Source organism: Micromonospora sp. GCM10011541 (assembly GCF_042650725.1).
Classification (GTDB): domain Bacteria; phylum Actinomycetota; class Actinomycetes; order Mycobacteriales; family Micromonosporaceae; genus Micromonospora; species Micromonospora sicca.
This window is the reverse complement of record NZ_JBHSBP010000054.1, coordinates 20,884-37,688: the sequence shown is the minus strand read 5'-3', so window position 1 is coordinate 37,688 and position 16,805 is coordinate 20,884. Positions and strand designations below refer to the sequence as shown.

General features: G+C 73.3%; 13 protein-coding genes and 1 tRNA gene. 5 read left to right on the top strand and 9 right to left on the bottom strand.

What is annotated here, in order from left to right; all coding sequences use genetic code 11:
• Window positions 1-162 precede the first annotated feature (162 nt).
• Window positions 163-1,542, top strand: coding sequence for a glycosyl hydrolase family 18 protein (locus ACFOYX_RS21875; protein WP_109801041.1), 1,380 nt, complete (start codon window positions 163-165; stop codon window positions 1,540-1,542).
• A gap of 252 nt (window positions 1,543-1,794) precedes the next feature.
• Here the strand turns inward: ACFOYX_RS21875 and ACFOYX_RS21870 are convergent, their stop codons facing one another.
• The 5 genes from ACFOYX_RS21870 to ACFOYX_RS21850 all read right to left on the bottom strand — a co-directional run bounded on the left by ACFOYX_RS21870 (window position 1,795) and on the right by ACFOYX_RS21850 (window position 7,376).
• Window positions 1,795-2,286 carry a hypothetical protein gene (locus ACFOYX_RS21870; protein ID WP_322440998.1) on the bottom strand — a complete coding sequence of 164 codons (492 nt, stop codon included), beginning with the start codon at window positions 2,284-2,286 and terminating at the stop codon, window positions 1,795-1,797.
• 106 nt (window positions 2,287-2,392) lie between these two features.
• On the bottom strand, window positions 2,393-4,345 hold the full coding sequence (locus tag ACFOYX_RS21865; protein ID WP_322440997.1) for a VWA domain-containing protein: 1,953 nt from the start codon (window positions 4,343-4,345) through the stop codon (window positions 2,393-2,395).
• 2 nt (window positions 4,346-4,347) lie between these two features.
• On the bottom strand, window positions 4,348-5,811 hold the full coding sequence (locus ACFOYX_RS21860; protein WP_109799845.1) for a sigma 54-interacting transcriptional regulator: 1,464 nt from the start codon (window positions 5,809-5,811) through the stop codon (window positions 4,348-4,350).
• 93 nt (window positions 5,812-5,904) lie between these two features.
• Window positions 5,905-6,402, bottom strand: coding sequence for a hemerythrin domain-containing protein (locus ACFOYX_RS21855; RefSeq protein ID WP_109799848.1), 498 nt, complete (start codon window positions 6,400-6,402; stop codon window positions 5,905-5,907).
• 5 nt (window positions 6,403-6,407) lie between these two features.
• Window positions 6,408-7,376 (bottom strand): aldo/keto reductase, encoded by a 969-nt coding sequence (locus tag ACFOYX_RS21850; RefSeq protein WP_322440996.1) that lies wholly within the window; start codon window positions 7,374-7,376, stop codon window positions 6,408-6,410.
• A gap of 119 nt (window positions 7,377-7,495) precedes the next feature.
• On the opposite strand from ACFOYX_RS21850, the gene mgrA reads away from it, so the two are divergent.
• Both mgrA and ACFOYX_RS21840 read left to right on the top strand, forming a co-directional pair.
• A complete protein-coding gene (gene mgrA / locus ACFOYX_RS21845) occupies window positions 7,496-8,485 on the top strand; it encodes an L-glyceraldehyde 3-phosphate reductase (RefSeq protein ID WP_322440995.1) in 990 nt (329 codons plus the stop codon).
• Between the two features lie 135 nt (window positions 8,486-8,620).
• Window positions 8,621-8,767, top strand: coding sequence for a hypothetical protein (locus tag ACFOYX_RS21840; RefSeq protein WP_322440994.1), 147 nt, complete (start codon window positions 8,621-8,623; stop codon window positions 8,765-8,767).
• A 6-nt stretch (window positions 8,768-8,773) separates the two neighbouring features.
• Here the strand turns inward: ACFOYX_RS21840 and ACFOYX_RS21835 are convergent, their stop codons facing one another.
• A complete protein-coding gene (locus tag ACFOYX_RS21835) occupies window positions 8,774-9,706 on the bottom strand; it encodes a lytic polysaccharide monooxygenase (protein WP_322440993.1) in 933 nt (310 codons plus the stop codon).
• A 206-nt stretch (window positions 9,707-9,912) separates the two neighbouring features.
• Between ACFOYX_RS21835 and ACFOYX_RS21830 the strand changes: the two genes are divergently transcribed.
• Window positions 9,913-12,099, top strand: a complete 2,187-nt coding sequence (locus ACFOYX_RS21830; RefSeq protein ID WP_322440992.1) for a DUF4153 domain-containing protein — start codon at window positions 9,913-9,915, stop codon at window positions 12,097-12,099.
• A gap of 498 nt (window positions 12,100-12,597) precedes the next feature.
• Here ACFOYX_RS21830 and ACFOYX_RS21825 read toward each other — a convergent pair whose 3' ends face one another.
• The 3 genes from ACFOYX_RS21825 to ACFOYX_RS21815 form a co-directional block, all read right to left on the bottom strand.
• A complete protein-coding gene (locus tag ACFOYX_RS21825) occupies window positions 12,598-14,754 on the bottom strand; it encodes a glycogen debranching N-terminal domain-containing protein (RefSeq protein WP_322440991.1) in 2,157 nt (718 codons plus the stop codon).
• Window positions 14,755-15,017: 263 nt separating this feature from the next.
• Window positions 15,018-15,090, bottom strand: a tRNA-Ala gene (locus ACFOYX_RS21820).
• 88 nt (window positions 15,091-15,178) lie between these two features.
• Window positions 15,179-15,775: a YqgE/AlgH family protein gene (locus ACFOYX_RS21815; RefSeq protein ID WP_375373564.1), complete on the bottom strand. Its 597-nt coding sequence runs from the start codon at window positions 15,773-15,775 to the stop codon at window positions 15,179-15,181.
• Between the two features lie 142 nt (window positions 15,776-15,917).
• On the opposite strand from ACFOYX_RS21815, the gene ACFOYX_RS21810 reads away from it, so the two are divergent.
• Complete coding sequence (locus tag ACFOYX_RS21810) at window positions 15,918-16,721, top strand: S-methyl-5'-thioadenosine phosphorylase (RefSeq protein ID WP_322441045.1); 804 nt, start codon at window positions 15,918-15,920, stop codon at window positions 16,719-16,721.
• The last annotated feature ends 84 nt before the right edge of the window (window positions 16,722-16,805 follow it).

Here is a 16,805-nt window from a genome sequence, read left to right as displayed (position 1 = left end):
TCCCCCTTTCATCGAGAACCGTCATTGACGGTGACAGTTAACACTCTTTAAGATTTGGCTTCCTCGAGGAACCGTCCCCACCCCGTACGCCCGGCGGCGGCCGGCCCATCCGACCGCCGCCGGGCGGCACGGTGCCGCGACCCGTCCACGGGAAGGCCCTCGATGTCCTCACCACGTCCCCGCCGCCGCTCGCCGCTCGCCGCCGGCCTGCTCGCGCTGGCCACCGCCGGCGCCACCCTCGCCCTGACCCCGGCCGCCGCCGAGGCCGCCGTACTGCCGAACAACTTCAAGAGCGTCGGCTACCTGCCGTCCTGGAGCGGCGACGTCAACACCGTCCAGTACGGCAAGCTCACCCACATCAACTACGCGTTCGCGCTGCCCAACAACGACGGCAGCCTGCGCCCCGTGGAGAACCCCGGCAAGCTCTCCTCGCTGGTCTCGCTCGGGCACGCCAACAACGTCAAGATCTCCATCGCGATCGGCGGCTGGAACGACGGCAACGACTCCGCGTTCGAAGCGCTCGCCGCCAACTCGGGCAGCCGCGGCGCCTTCGTCACCAACGTGGTCAACTTCGTCAACCAGTACAACCTCGACGGCGTCGACATCGACTGGGAGTACCCCGACCCGGGCGCCTCGGCCACCAACTACAGCCTGCTGATGCAGCAACTGAGCAGCGCCCTGCACAGCCGGGGCAAGCTGCTCACCGCCGCCGTCGTCTCCGAGGGCTACTACGTGCAGGGCGTGCCGACCGCCGTGTTCGGCTACGTCGACTGGCTGAACATCATGGCGTACGACGGCGGCAGCCCACACGCCAACTACGACTGGTCGATCGCCAGCGTCAACGGGTGGAAGTCGCGCGGCCTGCCCGCCGGCAAGGCGGTGCTCGGGGTGCCCTTCTACAGCCGGCCCGGCTACTACACCTACTCCGCGCTGGTCGGGATGGACCCGGCCAACGCCAACCGGGACTGCACCACGGTCGGCGGGACGCAGCAGTGCTACAACGGCATCCCGACCATCAAGCGCAAGACCCAGTGGGCACTGGCCAACGCCGGCGGGATGATGAACTGGGAACTCTCCCAGGACACCACCGGCGCGACCTCGCTGGTCAGCGCGATCTACACCACCGTGATGGGCGGCACCACCCCGCCGCCGAGCGGCCGCACCGGCCCGATCACCGGCATCGGCGGCAAGTGCGTCGACGTCGCCGCCGCCGGCACCGCCAACGGCACCGCCATCCAGCTCTACACCTGCAACGGCACCGCCGCGCAGAGCTGGACCGTGGCGAGCGACGGGACCCTGCGCGCGCTCGGCAAGTGCGCCGACGTGACCAGCGGCTCCACCGCCAACGGCGCGAAGGTCCAGCTCTGGGACTGCAACGGCACCGGCGCGCAGGTCTGGCAGGCCCAGTCCAACGGCACGCTGCGCAACCCGCAGGCGAACAAGTGCCTGGACGCCACCGACAACAGCTCCGCGGACGGCACCCGACTGCAGATCTGGGACTGCTTCGGCGGCGCCAACCAGGTCTGGCACCTGCCCGCCTGACCGGCACCCGGGCCCCCTGTTGACGCCTCCGCCGGAACAGGGGGCCCTGGGCCGCTGCGCTGAGCCCGCCCCCGAGCAGGCCAGGTCCAGCCCCGCCGATCATGCCGGGCCAACGGAGTCAGGGGGTGGGGTCGGCCGCTGGGGGGCCGAGACGCCGCAGCGCGGCGCGGGCATCGTGCAGGTAGACGTCGGTCGCCGCGACCTCCTCGGCGGGCCGGCCACCAGCGGGAGGGCCGCACCAGGCCGGGCGGCTCACGACCCGGCCACGGGTGCGCGGCTCGCACCGTTGCGCAGCACTCGGAGCTGGGTCAGGTGCATCGGCAGGTGGACACGGGTGTGCAGGTCGAGGGTGCGACCCCAGGGCAGGGACTGGTCCACGTTCAGATCGGCGCCCTCCCGCAGCACGGTGTCGACGGGGGTGTCCGCGGCGGGGCCGAGTCGGTCGGCGAGGGTACAGACCTTCTGGCTGGTGGCCCGGAGCAGGGTGGCCAGCCCGTCCAGGCCGCCACACTCGGAGACCAGGGCGTCGAGCTGCGGCCGGTGGATGGTCTCCAGGTCGTAGTAGGCGAACGGCGACCCGGCCAGCACCGCCTCGGTCGCCTCGCTCAACAGCTCGTCGTTGGCGGCCAGGTGCGCCACGATCTGCTCCGCGCTCAGCTCCCCCTCGGCCGGCGCCCCGAACCCGCCCGCATCCACCTCCGCGAGCACCGCCTCGTACGCCCGCCGCAGCTCCGCGCTCTCCACCTCCGCAGTCAACCCCGCCCCCACCCGTCGGTCAGGGAGTTATCGCGCCCGTTTCACCCGGATGAGGGGATTCGCCCACGACCGTGATCCGCCGGCGACGGGCGGGTCAGCGCCGGCCGTGCCGGGCGCGGAGGTAGTCGCTGACCACGTACTCGCCGAGGTCGTCGAGGTCGGGAGTGAACATGCGGCCCTTCGAGCGGCGGGCCACCGCGTCGACGAAGCGGCGCAGTCCCGGGTCGTCGCCGAGCATGAACAGATTCAGCGTGGCGCCGTAGCGGGTGAGCTTGTCCACCTCGCGGATGGTCGCCTCGATCGTCTCCGGCAGCGGCGGCCAGTGGAAGTAGGCCTCCCCGTCGTCCGGATCGAGGTGGGCGGTGGGTTCGCCGTCGGTGACCACGAGCACCACCGGCTCCGCGCCCGGGTGCCGGCGCAGGTGTCGGCCGGCCAGCCGGAGCGCGTGCTGGAGGTTGGTGCCCTGCTCCATGTCCGGTTCCACCGCCGCCAGTTCCTGCTGGGTCAGCGGCAGCGCCTCCCGGCCGAAGCCGACGATCTGCAACGCGTCCTGCGGGAACCGGGTCGCCACCAGGTGCGACAGGGCGAGGGCGGTCTGCTTCATCGGCCCCCAGCGCCCCTGCGAGATCATCGAGTACGACAGGTCCACGCACAGCGCCACCGCCGCCGACGCCCGCCGCTCGGTCTCCACCACCTCGAAGTCCTCGACCGCGAGCTGCACCGGGACCGTGGGGCCGGCCCGGCGTACCGCGCGGGTGAGGGTGCGCACCACGTCGAGGGGTTGCTCGTCGCCGTACTCCCACTGCCGGGACGCCCCGCTGACCTCGCCCGCGGCGCCCGCCGAGCGGAGGTCGTGCTGGCCGCGCGGCCCGGCGGTCAGGTCGGCGAAGACTCGGCGCAGCGCGGTGCCGGCGAGCCGGCGCAGCGCCTTCGGGCTCAGGGTCAACCCGTCCGCGTCCCGGCTCACCCAGCCCTGCCGGCGCAGCTCCCGCTCCAGCTCCCGCAGCCGGCGTACGTCGTCTGCGGCGTCCCGGCCCAGCGTCCGGGCCACCGCGTCGACGTCCACGTCGTCGAGGGTGGCGCCGGTGTGCTCCTGGTCGAGCTGATCCAGCAGCTCGTCCAGCTCGGCGATCTCGCCGAGCGCCCCGGTCGCCTCGCCGTAGCCGAGCGGTTGGTCGCCGCGGACCCGCTCCCCGCGCTGCCAGTTCAGGTCGGGGCGCAGCGCCCGCAGGTGGGCGTCGAGCGCGGACAGCTCGCCGGCCAACTGCTCGCCGAGCGACTGGCGCATCAGCCCGGCCAGCTCCTCCCGCTGCCGGTCGGACAGCGACCGCATCAGCCGCTCCCCGGCCGCCGCCCGGCGGGCCAGCACGTCGACCAGTTCGTCGACGTCCTTCGGCTGTTCCGGGAAGAACTCGCCGTGCTGGCGCATGAACTCGGCGAACGCGTCGGTGGTGTCCTCGGCGCGGGCGTGCCGGCCCAGCAGGTCGTTGAGGTCCCGCATCATCTCGGCGAGCTGCCGCTGGACAGCCGGGTCGCCGGCGGCTCGTGCCGCGTCCCGCAGCCCGGCGAAGCGCTGCTCCAGCACCTCGCCGCGGAGCCCGTCGAGGATCCGCTGGTACGTCTGCCGGGCCTCGTCGCTGGCCCACTGGTAGCCGGACAGCTCCGCGACCGCCCGGGCGGTGGAGCGGGGCAGGTTGTCCAGCACCGCCTCGGCGAAGCGGGCGTCGTCGCCGTCGCGGCCGCGCAGCTCGTCCCGCTCGGCGGCGAGGGCCTGGTCGAGCAGGGCCTGAGCCCGGGTCACCGCGCCGTCCAGGTCGCCCCGGCGCAGCGCGTCCCGGCGCAGCCGCCGGGCCCGGGCGGCCAGCTCGTCCAGGCCACCCCGCCCCCGCGGGCCGCGGCGCAGCAGGTCGCGCAGCGCCTCCCGGAGGCTGCCGCCGTTCAGCACCTCCGCGCCGACCGCGTCCACGGCGGCGCGCACGTCGTACGGCGGGGCGAGCGGGTCGGGCCCGCCACGCCACTGGCCGTACCGGAACCGGTTGCCGGCCATGGTCAGCCCCGGCCGCCGTAGACGGTGCGCCCGGACTCGGTGACGTCCTTGCCGAGCCGGCGGGTCAGGTGCAGCCCCTCCAGGACGAACTCGACGCCGGCGGCGGCCTCCTCGGGGGTGGGCGCGTCGCCCAGCCCGAGCCGGTCGAGCACCTTGGCCAGCCCGTCCACCGGGCCGACCTGGCGCAACAGCTCGGCCGAGGAGACCAGCTCCCCGGTCTCGATCACCGCGCCCTCGGCGACCAGCCCGGTGAACCCGGACAGGTCCAGCCCGGCCAGCCGGGCCCGGAACGTCTCGGCGGTGGCGGTCCGCAGCAGGTGGGCCAGCACCTCGATCTCCCGCCCCTCCTCGCCGCTCTCGAACTCGACCTTGCCGCGCAGGGTGGAGGTGACGGAGACGGCGTCGCCGACCCGGGCGACGGGCGCCTCGGGGCGTACCCCCTCGGGTGCGGGAGCGGCGGCGAGCAGGCCGGCCCGGCGCAGCGCCGCGGCCGCGACCGTCTCGGCGGCGGCGATGGGGAACCGGGCGGAGACCCCGGAGCGCGGATCCACCGACGGCGACTCGCGGACCGCGCGGGCGAACCGGGCCAGCACCTCCAGCACGTGCTCCGGCACCTCGGCGACCAGGTCGGCCTCCTGCCGGATCAGGGCCAGCTCCAGCTCCAGGTCGACCGGGTAGTGGGTGCGGATCTCCGCGCCGAACCGGTCCTTGAGCGGGGTGATGATCCGACCCCGGTTGGTGTAGTCCTCCGGGTTGGCGCTGGCCACCAGGAGCAGGTCCAGCGGCAGCCGGAGCTGGTAGCCGCGGACCTGGATGTCCCGCTCCTCCAGCACGTTGAGCAGTGCCACCTGGATGCGTTCGGCCAGGTCGGGCAGCTCGTTGACGGCGAAGATGCCGCGGTTGGTACGCGGCACCAGCCCGAAGTGGATCGTCTCCGGGTCGCCGAGGCTACGCCCCTGGGCGATCCGGATCGGGTCGACGTCGCCGATCAGGTCGCCGACGCTGGTGTCCGGGGTGGCCAGCTTCTCGCCGTACCGCATCGAGCGGTGCAGCCAGCCGATCGGCAGGTCGTCGCCGGCCTCGGCGACCAGCGCGCGGGAGGCCGGGGTGAGCGGGTGCAGCGGGTGCTCGTTGAGCACCGAGCCTCCGATGACCGGGGTCCACTCGTCGAGCAGCGCGCCGAGCGAGCGGATCAGCCGGGTCTTGCCCTGGCCGCGTTCGCCGAGCAGCACCATGTCGTGGCCGGCGAGCAGGGCCCGCTCGACCTCGGGCAGCACGGTGTCCTCGTACCCGACGATGCCGGGGAAGCGGTCCTCGCCGGAGCGCATCCGGGCGAGGAGGTTGTCGCGGATCTCAGCCTTGACCGTGCGGTAGTGGTGGCCGGACGTCCGCAGCTCGCCGAGCGTGCCGGGCAGGTCGGCGGGCGGGACCGGGGGAACCTGGTTTGGCGCAGTCACCCGACCCACGCTAGCGCGCCCCGGCACCGGACCGCCCGGTTCGGACCTGATCGCCCGAAGTCGGTACGGCCGGGCGGACACCCGCGCCCGCGGGACCAGCGGTCAGCGGTGCTCGTCGACGTACTTCCGCGGGTCCTTGTCGGCGAAGCGGAGGTTACGGCCGTTCTTGTGCTCGCCGTAGAACTTCAGCCAGCGGGAGCCCAGCTCGGCCCGCAGTTCAACGCCGACGTGCCGGCGGAAGTCCGGCAGCGCCTCGTCCTCCTCCTCGGCCAGGTGCTCGCTGTTCTCCCGGCGGGCCCGCCACACCGCCGCCCACCACTGGTCCGAGCCGACCGGGTGCAGCTTGGACTCGGCGATCGCGTCGCGGATCTTGTTGTGGTCGCCGACCGCGTCCTCGGTCTCCTCCTCGCCGTCGTCGCCGCGGCGCACCAGGTGCGGGTAGAGGATGGTCTCCTCCGCCTCGGCGTGGATGTCCAGGTGCAGCGCGAGCGCCTCCCAGATCGCCAGCAGCTCGGCGTCGTCGCGGGCGTCGTCGAGCCGGGCGAAGCCGCGCCGGAAGGCGGCGTGGTCGTCGAGGATGAGGGCGGTGATGTCATCCATGGTGGTCACCTTCCGGTACGGGCGCGGACCAGTTTCGGCACCGCGGCGAGCCCGGTGATCGGGCGGAACTGCCGGGCCTCGGTGGACAGGGCGGCGTACTCGTCGTCGGTCAGGTCGATCTCGGCGGCGGCCGCGTTGCGTTCCAACTGCTCCACGCTGGACGCGCCGGGGATGGCCACCACGTTGGGGTGGCGCAGCAGGTAGGCCAGGGCGATCTGGCTGGGGGTGGCGTCGTGGGCGCCGGCGACCTCGCGCAGCGTGGCGATCAGCGCGGTGCCGCGGTCCAGGTTCTCCGGCAGGAAGTACGGGTTGGCCCGGCGTACCGCCCCGCTCGGCGGGTTCCTCGCGTCGTACCGCCCGGAGAGGAAGCCCTGTGCCAGCGGGCTGTACGCGATGACGATCCGGCCGGCCTGCTCCGCGTACGGGATCAGGTCCTCCTCGGGACCGCGGTCGACCAGGCTGTAGCGGACCTGGTTGCTCAGCACCCGGCGGCCCAGCGCGGCCTCGGCGAACCGCCAGCGGCGCAGGTTGTAGTTGCTCACCCCGACCTCGCCGACCAGCCCGACGTCCTGGAGCGCGCGCATGCCGCGCATGGTGGTGGTGTCGGCGACCACCGGGTTGGGCTGGTGCACCTGGTAGAGGTCGATGCTGCTGACCCCGAGCCGGGCGGCGGAGGCCACCGCGCGCTGCTGGACCACCGGGGCGATCGGCAGCACCGGGAAGATCTTGCTGGCCACCACGACCTTGGCCCGGTCGTCGCCGAGCGCCGCGCCGAGGATGCGTTCGCTGCGGCCGAAGCCGTACAGCTCAGCGGTGTCGAAGAGGGTGACCCCGAGGTCGAGCGCCCGCCGGACGATGTCCCCGGCCCGGCGCTCGTAGTCGGCCCCGTAGCCCCACTCCTTCGACCCGAACTGCCAGGTGCCGAGACCGATCTTGGAAATGGACTTGGGGGTGTCGAGCGGGACGAAGCGCATGGCCTCGAAGCTACCCGGCGGGGCCGGTCGGCACGCCCGTTCCGACGCCCGGGCGTTGCGCACTTCCGCCACCACCTCTGGGCGCGGAACCCGGTCGGGGCGGGGCTAGGGTCCTTGGCGTGACCTACCTTGCCGCCGATGAGCGCTACGACACCATGACCTACCGGCGCAGCGGACGCAGCGGGCTCCGGCTGCCCGCCATCTCGCTCGGGCTGTGGCACAACTTCGGGCCGGACCGCCCGTTCGAACGGCAGCGGGACATCGTCCGCCGCGCCTTCGACCTGGGGATCACCCACTTCGACCTGGCTAACAACTACGGCCCACCGCCCGGCTCGGCGGAGGAGAACTTCGGCCGGATGCTCGCCACCGACCTCAAGCCGTACCGGGACGAGCTGGTCGTCTCCAGCAAGGCCGGCTATCTGATGTGGCCCGGCCCGTACGGCGAGTGGGGCTCCCGCAAGTACCTGATCTCCTCGCTCGACCAGTCGCTGCGCCGGATGGGGCTGGACTACGTCGACATCTTCTACTCCCACCGGTTCGACCCGGACACCCCGCTGGAGGAGACGATGGGCGCGCTGGACGCCGTCGTCCGCTCCGGCAAGGCGCTCTACGTCGGCGTCTCCAACTACAACTCGGAGCAGACCGCCCGGGCCGCGGCGATCCTGCGCGGCCTGGGTACGCCGCTGCTGATCAACCAGCCGTCGTACTCGATGTTCAACCGGTGGACCGAGGACGACGGGCTGCTCGACACGCTGGAGAAGGTGGGCGCCGGCTGCATCGCGTACAGCCCGCTCGCGCAGGGGCTGCTCACCGACCGCTACCTGGGCGGCATCCCCGCCGACTCCCGGGTACGCACCAGCGTCTTCCTCAACGAGAGCGACCTCAGCGCGGAGAGGATGGCCACCATCCGGGCCCTCGGCGCGATCGCCGAGCGGCGCGGCCAGTCGCTGGCCCAGCTGGCGCTGGCCTGGGCGCTGCGCGACCCGCGGATGACCAGCCTGATCATCGGCGCGAGCAGCGTGGCCCAGCTCGAGGCGAACGTGGCCGCGCTGGACGACCTCGACTTCAGCACCGAGGAGCTGAGCGAGATCGACCACCACCTGGGCTGACCCGCGTTGTCGGACCGCGCCGCCAATGTCCGTCGCCAGACGGCGGCGGTGCGGTCCGACCACGAAGGGTGGCCCGATGGGCGCCTCCGGCTGGAGCTACCCGGTCCCCTGGCAGCCCGACCCCAGTGCCGGGCTGTGACCGGCACGGACCGGCCCACCCGGGAGCACCAGGACGCGCTCGACGATCTCGTCCGGGGGCGGTGGATGGGCCGGTGCGTCGTGCTGCACGACGCCGCCGGCGAACCGGCCGAGCTGCACTTCTGGGGCTACTCCGGGGACTGACCGGGCTCACCAGATCCGGCGCCGGCCGGCGCGGTGGTTGCGTACCTCGCAGGGACGGCCGACCGGCCCGCTGCCGGCCCGGCGCAGCCGCATCCCGACGGTGGCCGCCAGCAGCACGGTGACGACCGCGGCGGCCCCGGCCACCAGCGGCCAGCGGACGCCGCCGAGGTCGGTCACCGAGGCGACCGGCACCCCGGCCTCCGCCGCCGGTGGGACGGCCGGTGGGACGGCCGGTGGGACGGAACCCGGGGCAGCCCGCTTCGTGGTGGCGGCCGGGCTGGCCGACGGGCCGCCACGGGCGCCGGAGGCGGTGCCGGAGGACGACCGGAACACCACGTCGGAGCAGGAGTAGTAGGTGTCCTGGGTGTCGGAGTTCTGCCAGATGATGTAGATCAGGTGCCGGCCGCTGCGGCCCGCGGGCAGCCGCCCCGACATCTGGTACGCGCCGGCGCGGATCGGCGGGTCGGTGGCCGTCAGGAACGGCCGGGTCTCGAGGTCCGCCCAGGTCAGCCGCTGGCTCGGGTCGTAGGAAGCGGTGGTCGCGTAGAGCCGGAACGTGCCCTTGTGCGGGATCGTGGTCCGGTACGTGAAGGTGTACCGGCCACCGGAGGTCAGCGTCGTCGCCGGCCAGTCGGTACGGGCCAGGTCCAGCCCCCGGTACGCCGACAGCCCGCCGCTGCACAGCTCACCGTCGGGGATCCGCTCCCGGTCCCGGCCGTCGATCCGGGCGACCCGGATGTTGTCCCACTCCCGTACGGCGGCACCGGCCGCGATCGCCGCACGGCAGGCCGGCGTCGCCGCCCGGCCGCCCTCCGGGCCGCAGGCCGCCGCCCGGCTGAGCGGGTTGGTCGGTGCGCCGTGCGCGGCGGCGGGCGCGGCGGTGAGCAGCAGGGTCGCGGCGACGGCGGAAACGGCGGCGAGCATTCGGCGTACGGCCATGTGATCGACCTCCCGGGCAGAGGTACGGGCGGGGCGCGGCAAAGGTTCGACGGTTGCCCGGACGGGTCGCGGCTCCGCTACTCCCGCGCAGCGCGGCGGCGCGGGTCGGCCGAACGGTCGTTCCGGTGCGGACGGTGGCCCGCGGGGCGGCGGCCGGCACGGGTCTGGCCCTACAGTGACGACACCCCGTGATCAAGGAGCGTCCCGTGTCCGAGCCGCCACCGGCGCCAGATTCCCCCCGGACCGCCCCGGCGGCCGGGCCGACGGGTGGCGACGCACCCGCCGACGCCACGCCGTACCTGCTCGTCATGCCCACCACCGACGGGGCACCGCCCGGGCTGGTGTGGCCCGGCCAGGAGGGCCAGCCCGCCTGGGCCATTCCGGTCACCGTCCCGGCCGGCACCCGCGGCTACGCCGTCTTCCTGCCGCTGGTCCCGGCCCCCGCCGGCGAGGGGACGGCCGCCCCGGTCCCGGCCGTCCCGTGGGTCACGGCCGAGGGCTCCACGTCCGCCACCGGTACGTCCGCACAGCCGACCGCCGCCCTGACGGCGACGGGCTCCGGCGACGCGGCGACGGCCGAGGAGGAGCCCTCCGCCACGCCGGCCCCGCCCGCGACCCCACCGGCACCGTCCGGGACGCCGCAGCCGGTGCCCGCGTCCGCCGGGGCGGCCCAGCCCGCGGCGGCGCCGACGGCCGCCGACGCGGCGCCGTCCGGGCCTGCGCCGGCCGTGCCGCAGCAGCGTCCCGTCCCGGGCGGGGCCGCGCCACAGCCGAACGTCGCCCCGGGGGCCCCGATGCCGCCGTACGTCGCGCAGCCGGCACCGCCCTGGCCGATGCACCCGCCGCAGCCGGGCGTGGCGTGGACGCCCCGCCCGTCGACGCCCCGTACCTCCTTCCTCGGCGCCAGATGGCCGGGGCCGAAGCCGGCCACCGGCCGGGCCACGCCGCTCGCCGTGCTGGCCGGCGCGCTCGGGATCGCGTTCTTCGTCCCGCTGAGCCGGACCGGCATCGGCTGGTTCCTCGGCTGGCTCGTCCTGACCGCCGGCGTGGTCGCCGCGGTCCGGCGGGGGACGGCGAAACTGCCCCGCACCGAACGCCTGGTCCGCGGCGGGTGGGCGGTGGCGGCCCTGGCGCTGCTCGCCGTCCTCGCCTTCCGCAACGCCTGGTGGCTGGTGACGTTCTGCGTCCTCGGCGCGCTCGGCTGCGCGACGCTGGCCATCGTGGGCGGCCGGCTGGTCCGCTCGATCCTGTTCAGCCTGGTCGCCGCGCCGTTCGCGGCGCTCCGCGGCCTGCCCTGGGTACGCCGGCACATCACCGCCACCCCCGACACGGGCATGGTCCGCCGGGTGACCGGTTCGGTCGTGGCGACCGTGGTGGTGCTGGTGGTCTTCGGCAGCCTGCTCTCCTCCGCCGACGCGGCGTTCTCCGAGGTCCTCGGCGCGATCGTCCCGGAGATCAACGCCGGTACGGTGTTCCGCTGGATCTTCCTGGCCGTGGTGGGCGCGCTGATCGCGGTCGCCGCCGTCTACACCCTGCCCGCCCCGCCGGACCTGTCCACCGTGGACAAGCCGAGCAACCGCAGCCTCGGCCTGCTGGAGTGGGCGCCGGCCATCGGCGCGCTGACGGTGCTCTTCGCCGGCTTCGTCGTCGTGCAGTTCACCGTGCTGTTCGGCGGCCAGCGACACGTCCAGAAGGTCGCCGGCCTCAGCTACTCCGAGTACGCCCGCAGCGGCTTCTGGCAGCTGCTCTTCGTCACCCTGCTGACCGTGGCGGTGCTCGGTGCGGTCAGCCGCTGGGCCAGCCGGGACCGCAAGGTCGAACGCACCGTGCTGCGCGTCCTGCTCGGCCTGCTCAGCGCGCTCAGCGTGGTGATCGTGGTGTCGGCGCTATCCCGCATGTACACGTACCAGAAGGTCTACAGCTTCACCGGCGAGCGGATCTTCGTGATGGCGTTCGAGCTGCTGCTCGGGGCGGTCTTCGTGATGATCCTGGCCGCCGGGGTCCGGTGGCGGGGCCGGTGGATCCCCGGCGCGACGGTGGGGCTGGCCGTGGTGATGCTGCTCAGCCTGGCCGTGCTCAACCCGGAGAACTACGCCGCCCGGCGCAACATCGCCCGGTACCAGCAGACCGGCAAGATCGACGCCTGGTACCTGCGGGCGCTCTCCGCCGACGCCACGCCGGCCCTGACCCGGCTGCCGGACCCGGTGCGCCGGTGCACGCTGAGCTGGATCGACGACGACCTGGCCGAGCCCGACCCCTGGTATGCCTGGAACCTGGGCCGGTACCGGGCCCGTCAGGCCCTCGACCGGATCGGCGAGGACGCCGTCGGCGGGCCGAAGGACTGCCGGGCCGCGGACCAGTTCGACCTGCCCAAGAGCCGCCGTACGCGGTGACCTGCGGCGGGTAACCGAGGAACGCCCTGGATCGGGATCGACTCCCGCTCCAGGGCGTTCGCGTCAGCAGCGCGGGGCACAGAACCAGTCGATCGTCCCGTCCTTGCTCACCAGCGCCGCAGTCTGCAGGTCGCCGATCAAGCCGTGGTCCTCCACAGCAGGGTACGAGTCCACCGGACCTCCCGTCCTCGCCGCACCGACCGCGGCGACTACCCGCAGCCGGCCGGGGCACACCTCGGCCCGTCGGGTCGGACCCGGCCCGGATCAGGCAGGGTTCTGGCACACGGCGGGCCGAGAAGATCAGAACGGCAAAGGCCCTGGTGGGGTCTGTCTCGCTTCTTCCGCCCGTTGTCGTCGCGTAGCCAGCCGTTTGCTGACTCACTGCTGACTCCCGCCGTGGTGACCGGCGAGCCCGGCCTCCACGATCGCCACACGGGGTTTCGTCGTCCCGGGTGCCGTTCCCGCCGACACCCGAGACATCGGTGCGAGTCGGGGCGCTCAATCGGCGGCCAGCCGCACGTACCCCTCCGAGCCGACGGCCTCCACGTCCCAGCGGTGCCCGAACGCGGCGACGCCGCGGATGTGGATCCGGCCGACCTCGTGCGGCAGCGCTGGGTCGACGACGAGCCGGCCATCGACCGGGCGGAGCCCCAGCATGGCCCGGATCAGGTTCAGTGGGACCCCGGACGCCCAGGCCTGGGGGCTGCACGCGGTCGGGTACGGGATGGCGGCAAGGGCCCGCTCGCGCGCGAAGCCGGCGATCGCCTCCGGCAGTCGGTCGCCGAATTCGGCGGCGGCGTCGAGCAGGGCGAGGGCCACTCGGTTGGCCTCGTCGCGGAAGCCGTATCGGGCCAGGCCCAGCACGCTGATCGAGCTGTCGTGCGGCCAGACCGTGCCGAGGTGGTATCCGAGCGCGTTGTACGGCGCGTCGGCCCGGGACAGCGTCCGGATCCCCCAACCGCTGAACATGTCCTCGGAGAGCAGTTGCCGGGCGAGCGCGGCGGCGCGTTCCTGCGGGACGATGCCGCTCCACAGCAGGTGTCCCAGGTTGGACGTCATGGAGTCGATCTTGTTCTTGTCGCCGTCGAGGCCGACGGCGTAGTAGCCGCCCCGCCCCTCGATCCAGAAGTCCCGGTTGAAGCTCTCGCGCAGCCGGTACGCCTCGGCGCGCAGCCGGTCCGCGAGGGCCGGGTCCGCCAGCGGCCCGTCGGCGAGTTCCGCCAGGCGTAGCTTTGCGTCGTAGGTGTAGCCCTGGATCTCGCAGGTGGCGATCGGTAGCACCGGCATCCGCCCGTCGGCGAAGCGCACCCCGTCCCAGGAGTCGCGCCAGCACTGGTTGCCCAGCCCTTCCGGGGAGCGGGTGGCGTACTCGACGTAGCCGTCGCCGTCCCGGTCGCCGTACCGGTCGATCCAGTTCACCGCCGCCCGTGCGTTGTCCCGGAGCGACCGGACCAGGTCGTCGTCGCGCGTCCAGCGCCAGTACTCGGACAGCAGGACCAGCCAGAGCTGGGTGGCGTCGGCGCTGCCGTAGTTGGGGTTGTACGGCATGAGTCCCTGCTGGGTGAGCTCACCGAAGCGAACCTCGTGCAGGATCTTGCCGGGCTCCTCGTCGGTGAAGTCCTCGCACTGCCGGCCCTGGTGATGTGCCAGCGCCAGCAGGGTTCCCTTGGCCATCCGGGGCCCGAAGGTGAGCGCCTGGTACGAGGTGATCAGGGTGTCCCGGCCGAAGATGGCGAGGAACCAGGGCATGCCGGCGGCCGGCAGGCTGATCCGTTCCTCCCCGACCTCCATCTCCAACCGCAGCGCGGACATGTCCGAGCGGGTCTGCGCGGTCGCCCGCTCCAGCACCCGATGGTCGCTGGTCAGCTCGGCGGCGCGGGCGAGCCACCGGGCCGCCGGATCCTCCACCCGGTGGTGGAAGACGTCGGCGACATCGCCCCGGACCGGCTCGGTCACCCCAATGCCGGGCGGCACCGGCACCTTGAGGTCGACCTGCCACTCCCCGCGCGGTCCGAGGTCGATCGCCCAGACCAGGTGGTCGCCCTCCAGCCGCCGCGGCGGGCGGGTCGACCAGACCCGGGTATCCGCGGTGAAGCCGTCCTGCTCGTAGCTGAACACCAGCTGCGAGCCGTCTCGCGCGTGCCGCCGCTGGATCCGCTCCGACCGGTCGCGGACGTTGGTCTTGATTTCGAGGATGTCGGCGAAGTCGTTGCCCACCTCGAGCCGCAATTCCAGCCGGACCCGCTCGCCGGCGAAGGAGCCGACTTCGATCCGCTCGTGCAACCCGTCGCTCAGGTAGCGCAGCCGCCGGACAACAATGGTGTTTGCCGGCAGGTCGGGCAGCGCCGGATTGGTCAGGAAGAACTGCGCCGAGTAGTGGTCGACCACGTGGGAGCGCAGCACGAGCAGGCGGTGGCCGTCGATGGTGAGCACCCAGTGGTTGAGCAGGCGGGTGTCCCGGTGCACCAGGCCGCCGATCGTGCCAGCCGGCACGTCGCCCACCGGATCCGAGTACATGAAGGTGGCACCGCTGACCACGGCGATCGCGTTCGGGCCCAGCTCCGGCGGCAGGGCCCGCGCCTGCGCGCCAGGGCGTGCCGGGTCCCGCGGCTTGGTCGGCGTTGGATAGGCCGGGGTGGGACGCTCCAGCACCATGAGCCGGACGCTACGCCCGTGCCCTGCGGTTCGACCTCACCCGGACTGGGTGAAGTTTGCCCATACGGGGTGCTCGAGACATCTTCAGGGCCTTCGGCCGACCGGCGCTGCATCGGAGCTGGGAGCGGTCCAGCGGGCAACCCCCGCTACCAGTAATCTCCGAGGCCGGGTCATCAGTTCACCAACTACTCGCTTGGCTACTTCCGCCCGCAGGAACGACAAAGGGCGTCCGTCATGTCTGACGAACGCCCTGGTCGCTCGGGTGGAGCCGAGGGGACTCGAACCCCTGACCCCCACACTGCCAGTGTGGTGCGCTACCAGCTGCGCCACGGCCCCGTGCGGTCGTCCCGGTCGCCCGGGCACGCAGAGAACTATACACACGCCGGTCGGCATGGTCATCTCGCGGGGGTCCCCTCCGCCGGGCTCAGTTCAGGGCCACGTCCGGGGGGAAATGGGCCACCGCCGCCATCATGCCGCCCTGCCGACGCAGCACCATCGGCCAGAGGTCGTCCGGCCGGTCGACGAAGGCGTCGCCGGGCAGCGCGTCGAGGACGAACCAGGACCCCTCCTCGATCTCCCGCTCCAGCTGGCCCGCTCCCCAGCCGGAATAGCCGGCGAAGACCCGGATGCCACCGAGCGCGTCCCGCAGCCGCTCCGGGTCCACCGAGAGGTCGACCGTGCCCACCGCGCCGGAGACCCGGTGGAAACCCTTCACCGGCTTGATCGGGTGCCGCATCCGGGCCAGGCAGATGGCCGAGTCCGGCTGCACCGGACCGCCCTCGAAGAGCACGGCGGGGTGACGGGCCAGGTCGCACCAGTCCCCGAGGACGTCGGCCACCGGCACCTCGGTGGCGCGGTTGAGCACCACGCCGAGGGCGCCGCCGGGCTCGTGGGCGACCAGCAGCACGACCGTACGGTCGAAGTTCGGGTCCTTCAGTGCCGGAGTCGCGACCAGCAGCCGTCCGGTCATCGACTGCATGGCCCGACCACCGATCGCCTGCCCCTCCTGCATGTCGGACATTCGTCACCCGCACGCCGGGACAGGGAGCCCGACGCCGTCGACCATCCGCGCTGTCAACGCCATGCCTGGCACCATAGCCTGCGCCCCGCACGGTGGCTAAGGTCTGACGGGCGGGTGATCGAACATGACCGAGGGAGTTTCGATGGGGCCGACGGCCGAGCTGGCGGTGATCGGTGGGTCGGGGCTCTACGCCCTGCTCGACGGCGCCACCGAACACGTGCTGGAGACGCCGTACGGGCCGCCGTCGGACCCGGTCACCATCGCCGACGTCGGCGGTCGCCGGGTGGCCTTCCTGCCCCGGCACGGACGCGACCACCGCTACCCGCCGCACCTGATCCCCTACCGGGCCAACCTCTGGGCGCTGCGTTCCCTCGGGGTACGCCAGGTGCTCGCTCCCTGCGCGGTCGGCGGCCTGCGGCCGGAGCTCGGCCCGGGCACCTTCGTGGTGCCGGATCAGCTCATCGACCGGACCAGCGGGCGCACCCAGACCTACTACGACCGTGGCGCGGTGCACGTCCCGTTCGCCGACCCGTACTGCCCCACCGGCCGCCGCACCCTGCTGGAGGCGGCGGCGGGCCGGGATGTCCCGGCGGTCGACGGGGGGACGGTGGTGGTGGTCGAGGGGCCGCGCTTCTCCACCCGGGCCGAGTCCCGCTGGTTCGCGGCGATCGGCGGGTCGGTGGTCAACATGACCGGCCACCCGGAGGCGGTGCTCGCCCGCGAGCTCGCCCTCTGCTACACCTCGATCGCGCTGGTCACCGACCTGGACGCGGGGGTGGAGGGCGGCGAGTCGGTCACCCAGGAGGAGGTGTTCCGGGTCTTCGCGGCGAACACCGACCGGCTGCGCGGGGTGCTGATGGACGCGGTGGCCGCGCTGCCCGCCGACCGGGACTGCCCCTGCGGCCGGGCGCTGGACGGGATCAAGCTGCCGTTCCCGCTGCCCTGAGAGCGCCCCGCGAGACCTAGGAAGTGCCCGAAAAGCCCGGCCCGCCCCGATAGATTCGGCTGGTCGGGGGACTGATCAATAGCC

Coding starts and splice junctions, on each gene's coding strand:
- ACFOYX_RS21875 (WP_109801041.1), top strand. CDS start 163: ATGTCCTCACCACGTCCCCGCCGCCGCTCGCCGCTCGCCGCCGGCCTG.
- ACFOYX_RS21865 (WP_322440997.1), bottom strand. CDS start 4,345: ATGGCCGGCAACCGGTTCCGGTACGGCCAGTGGCGTGGCGGGCCCGAC.
- ACFOYX_RS21855 (WP_109799848.1), bottom strand. CDS start 6,402: ATGGATGACATCACCGCCCTCATCCTCGACGACCACGCCGCCTTCCGG.
- ACFOYX_RS21850 (WP_322440996.1), bottom strand. CDS start 7,376: ATGCGCTTCGTCCCGCTCGACACCCCCAAGTCCATTTCCAAGATCGGT.
- ACFOYX_RS21835 (WP_322440993.1), bottom strand. CDS start 9,706: ATGGCCGTACGCCGAATGCTCGCCGCCGTTTCCGCCGTCGCCGCGACC.
- ACFOYX_RS21825 (WP_322440991.1), bottom strand. CDS start 14,754: ATGGTGCTGGAGCGTCCCACCCCGGCCTATCCAACGCCGACCAAGCCG.
- ACFOYX_RS21815 (WP_375373564.1), bottom strand. CDS start 15,775: ATGTCCGACATGCAGGAGGGGCAGGCGATCGGTGGTCGGGCCATGCAG.
- ACFOYX_RS21810 (WP_322441045.1), top strand. CDS start 15,918: ATGGGGCCGACGGCCGAGCTGGCGGTGATCGGTGGGTCGGGGCTCTAC.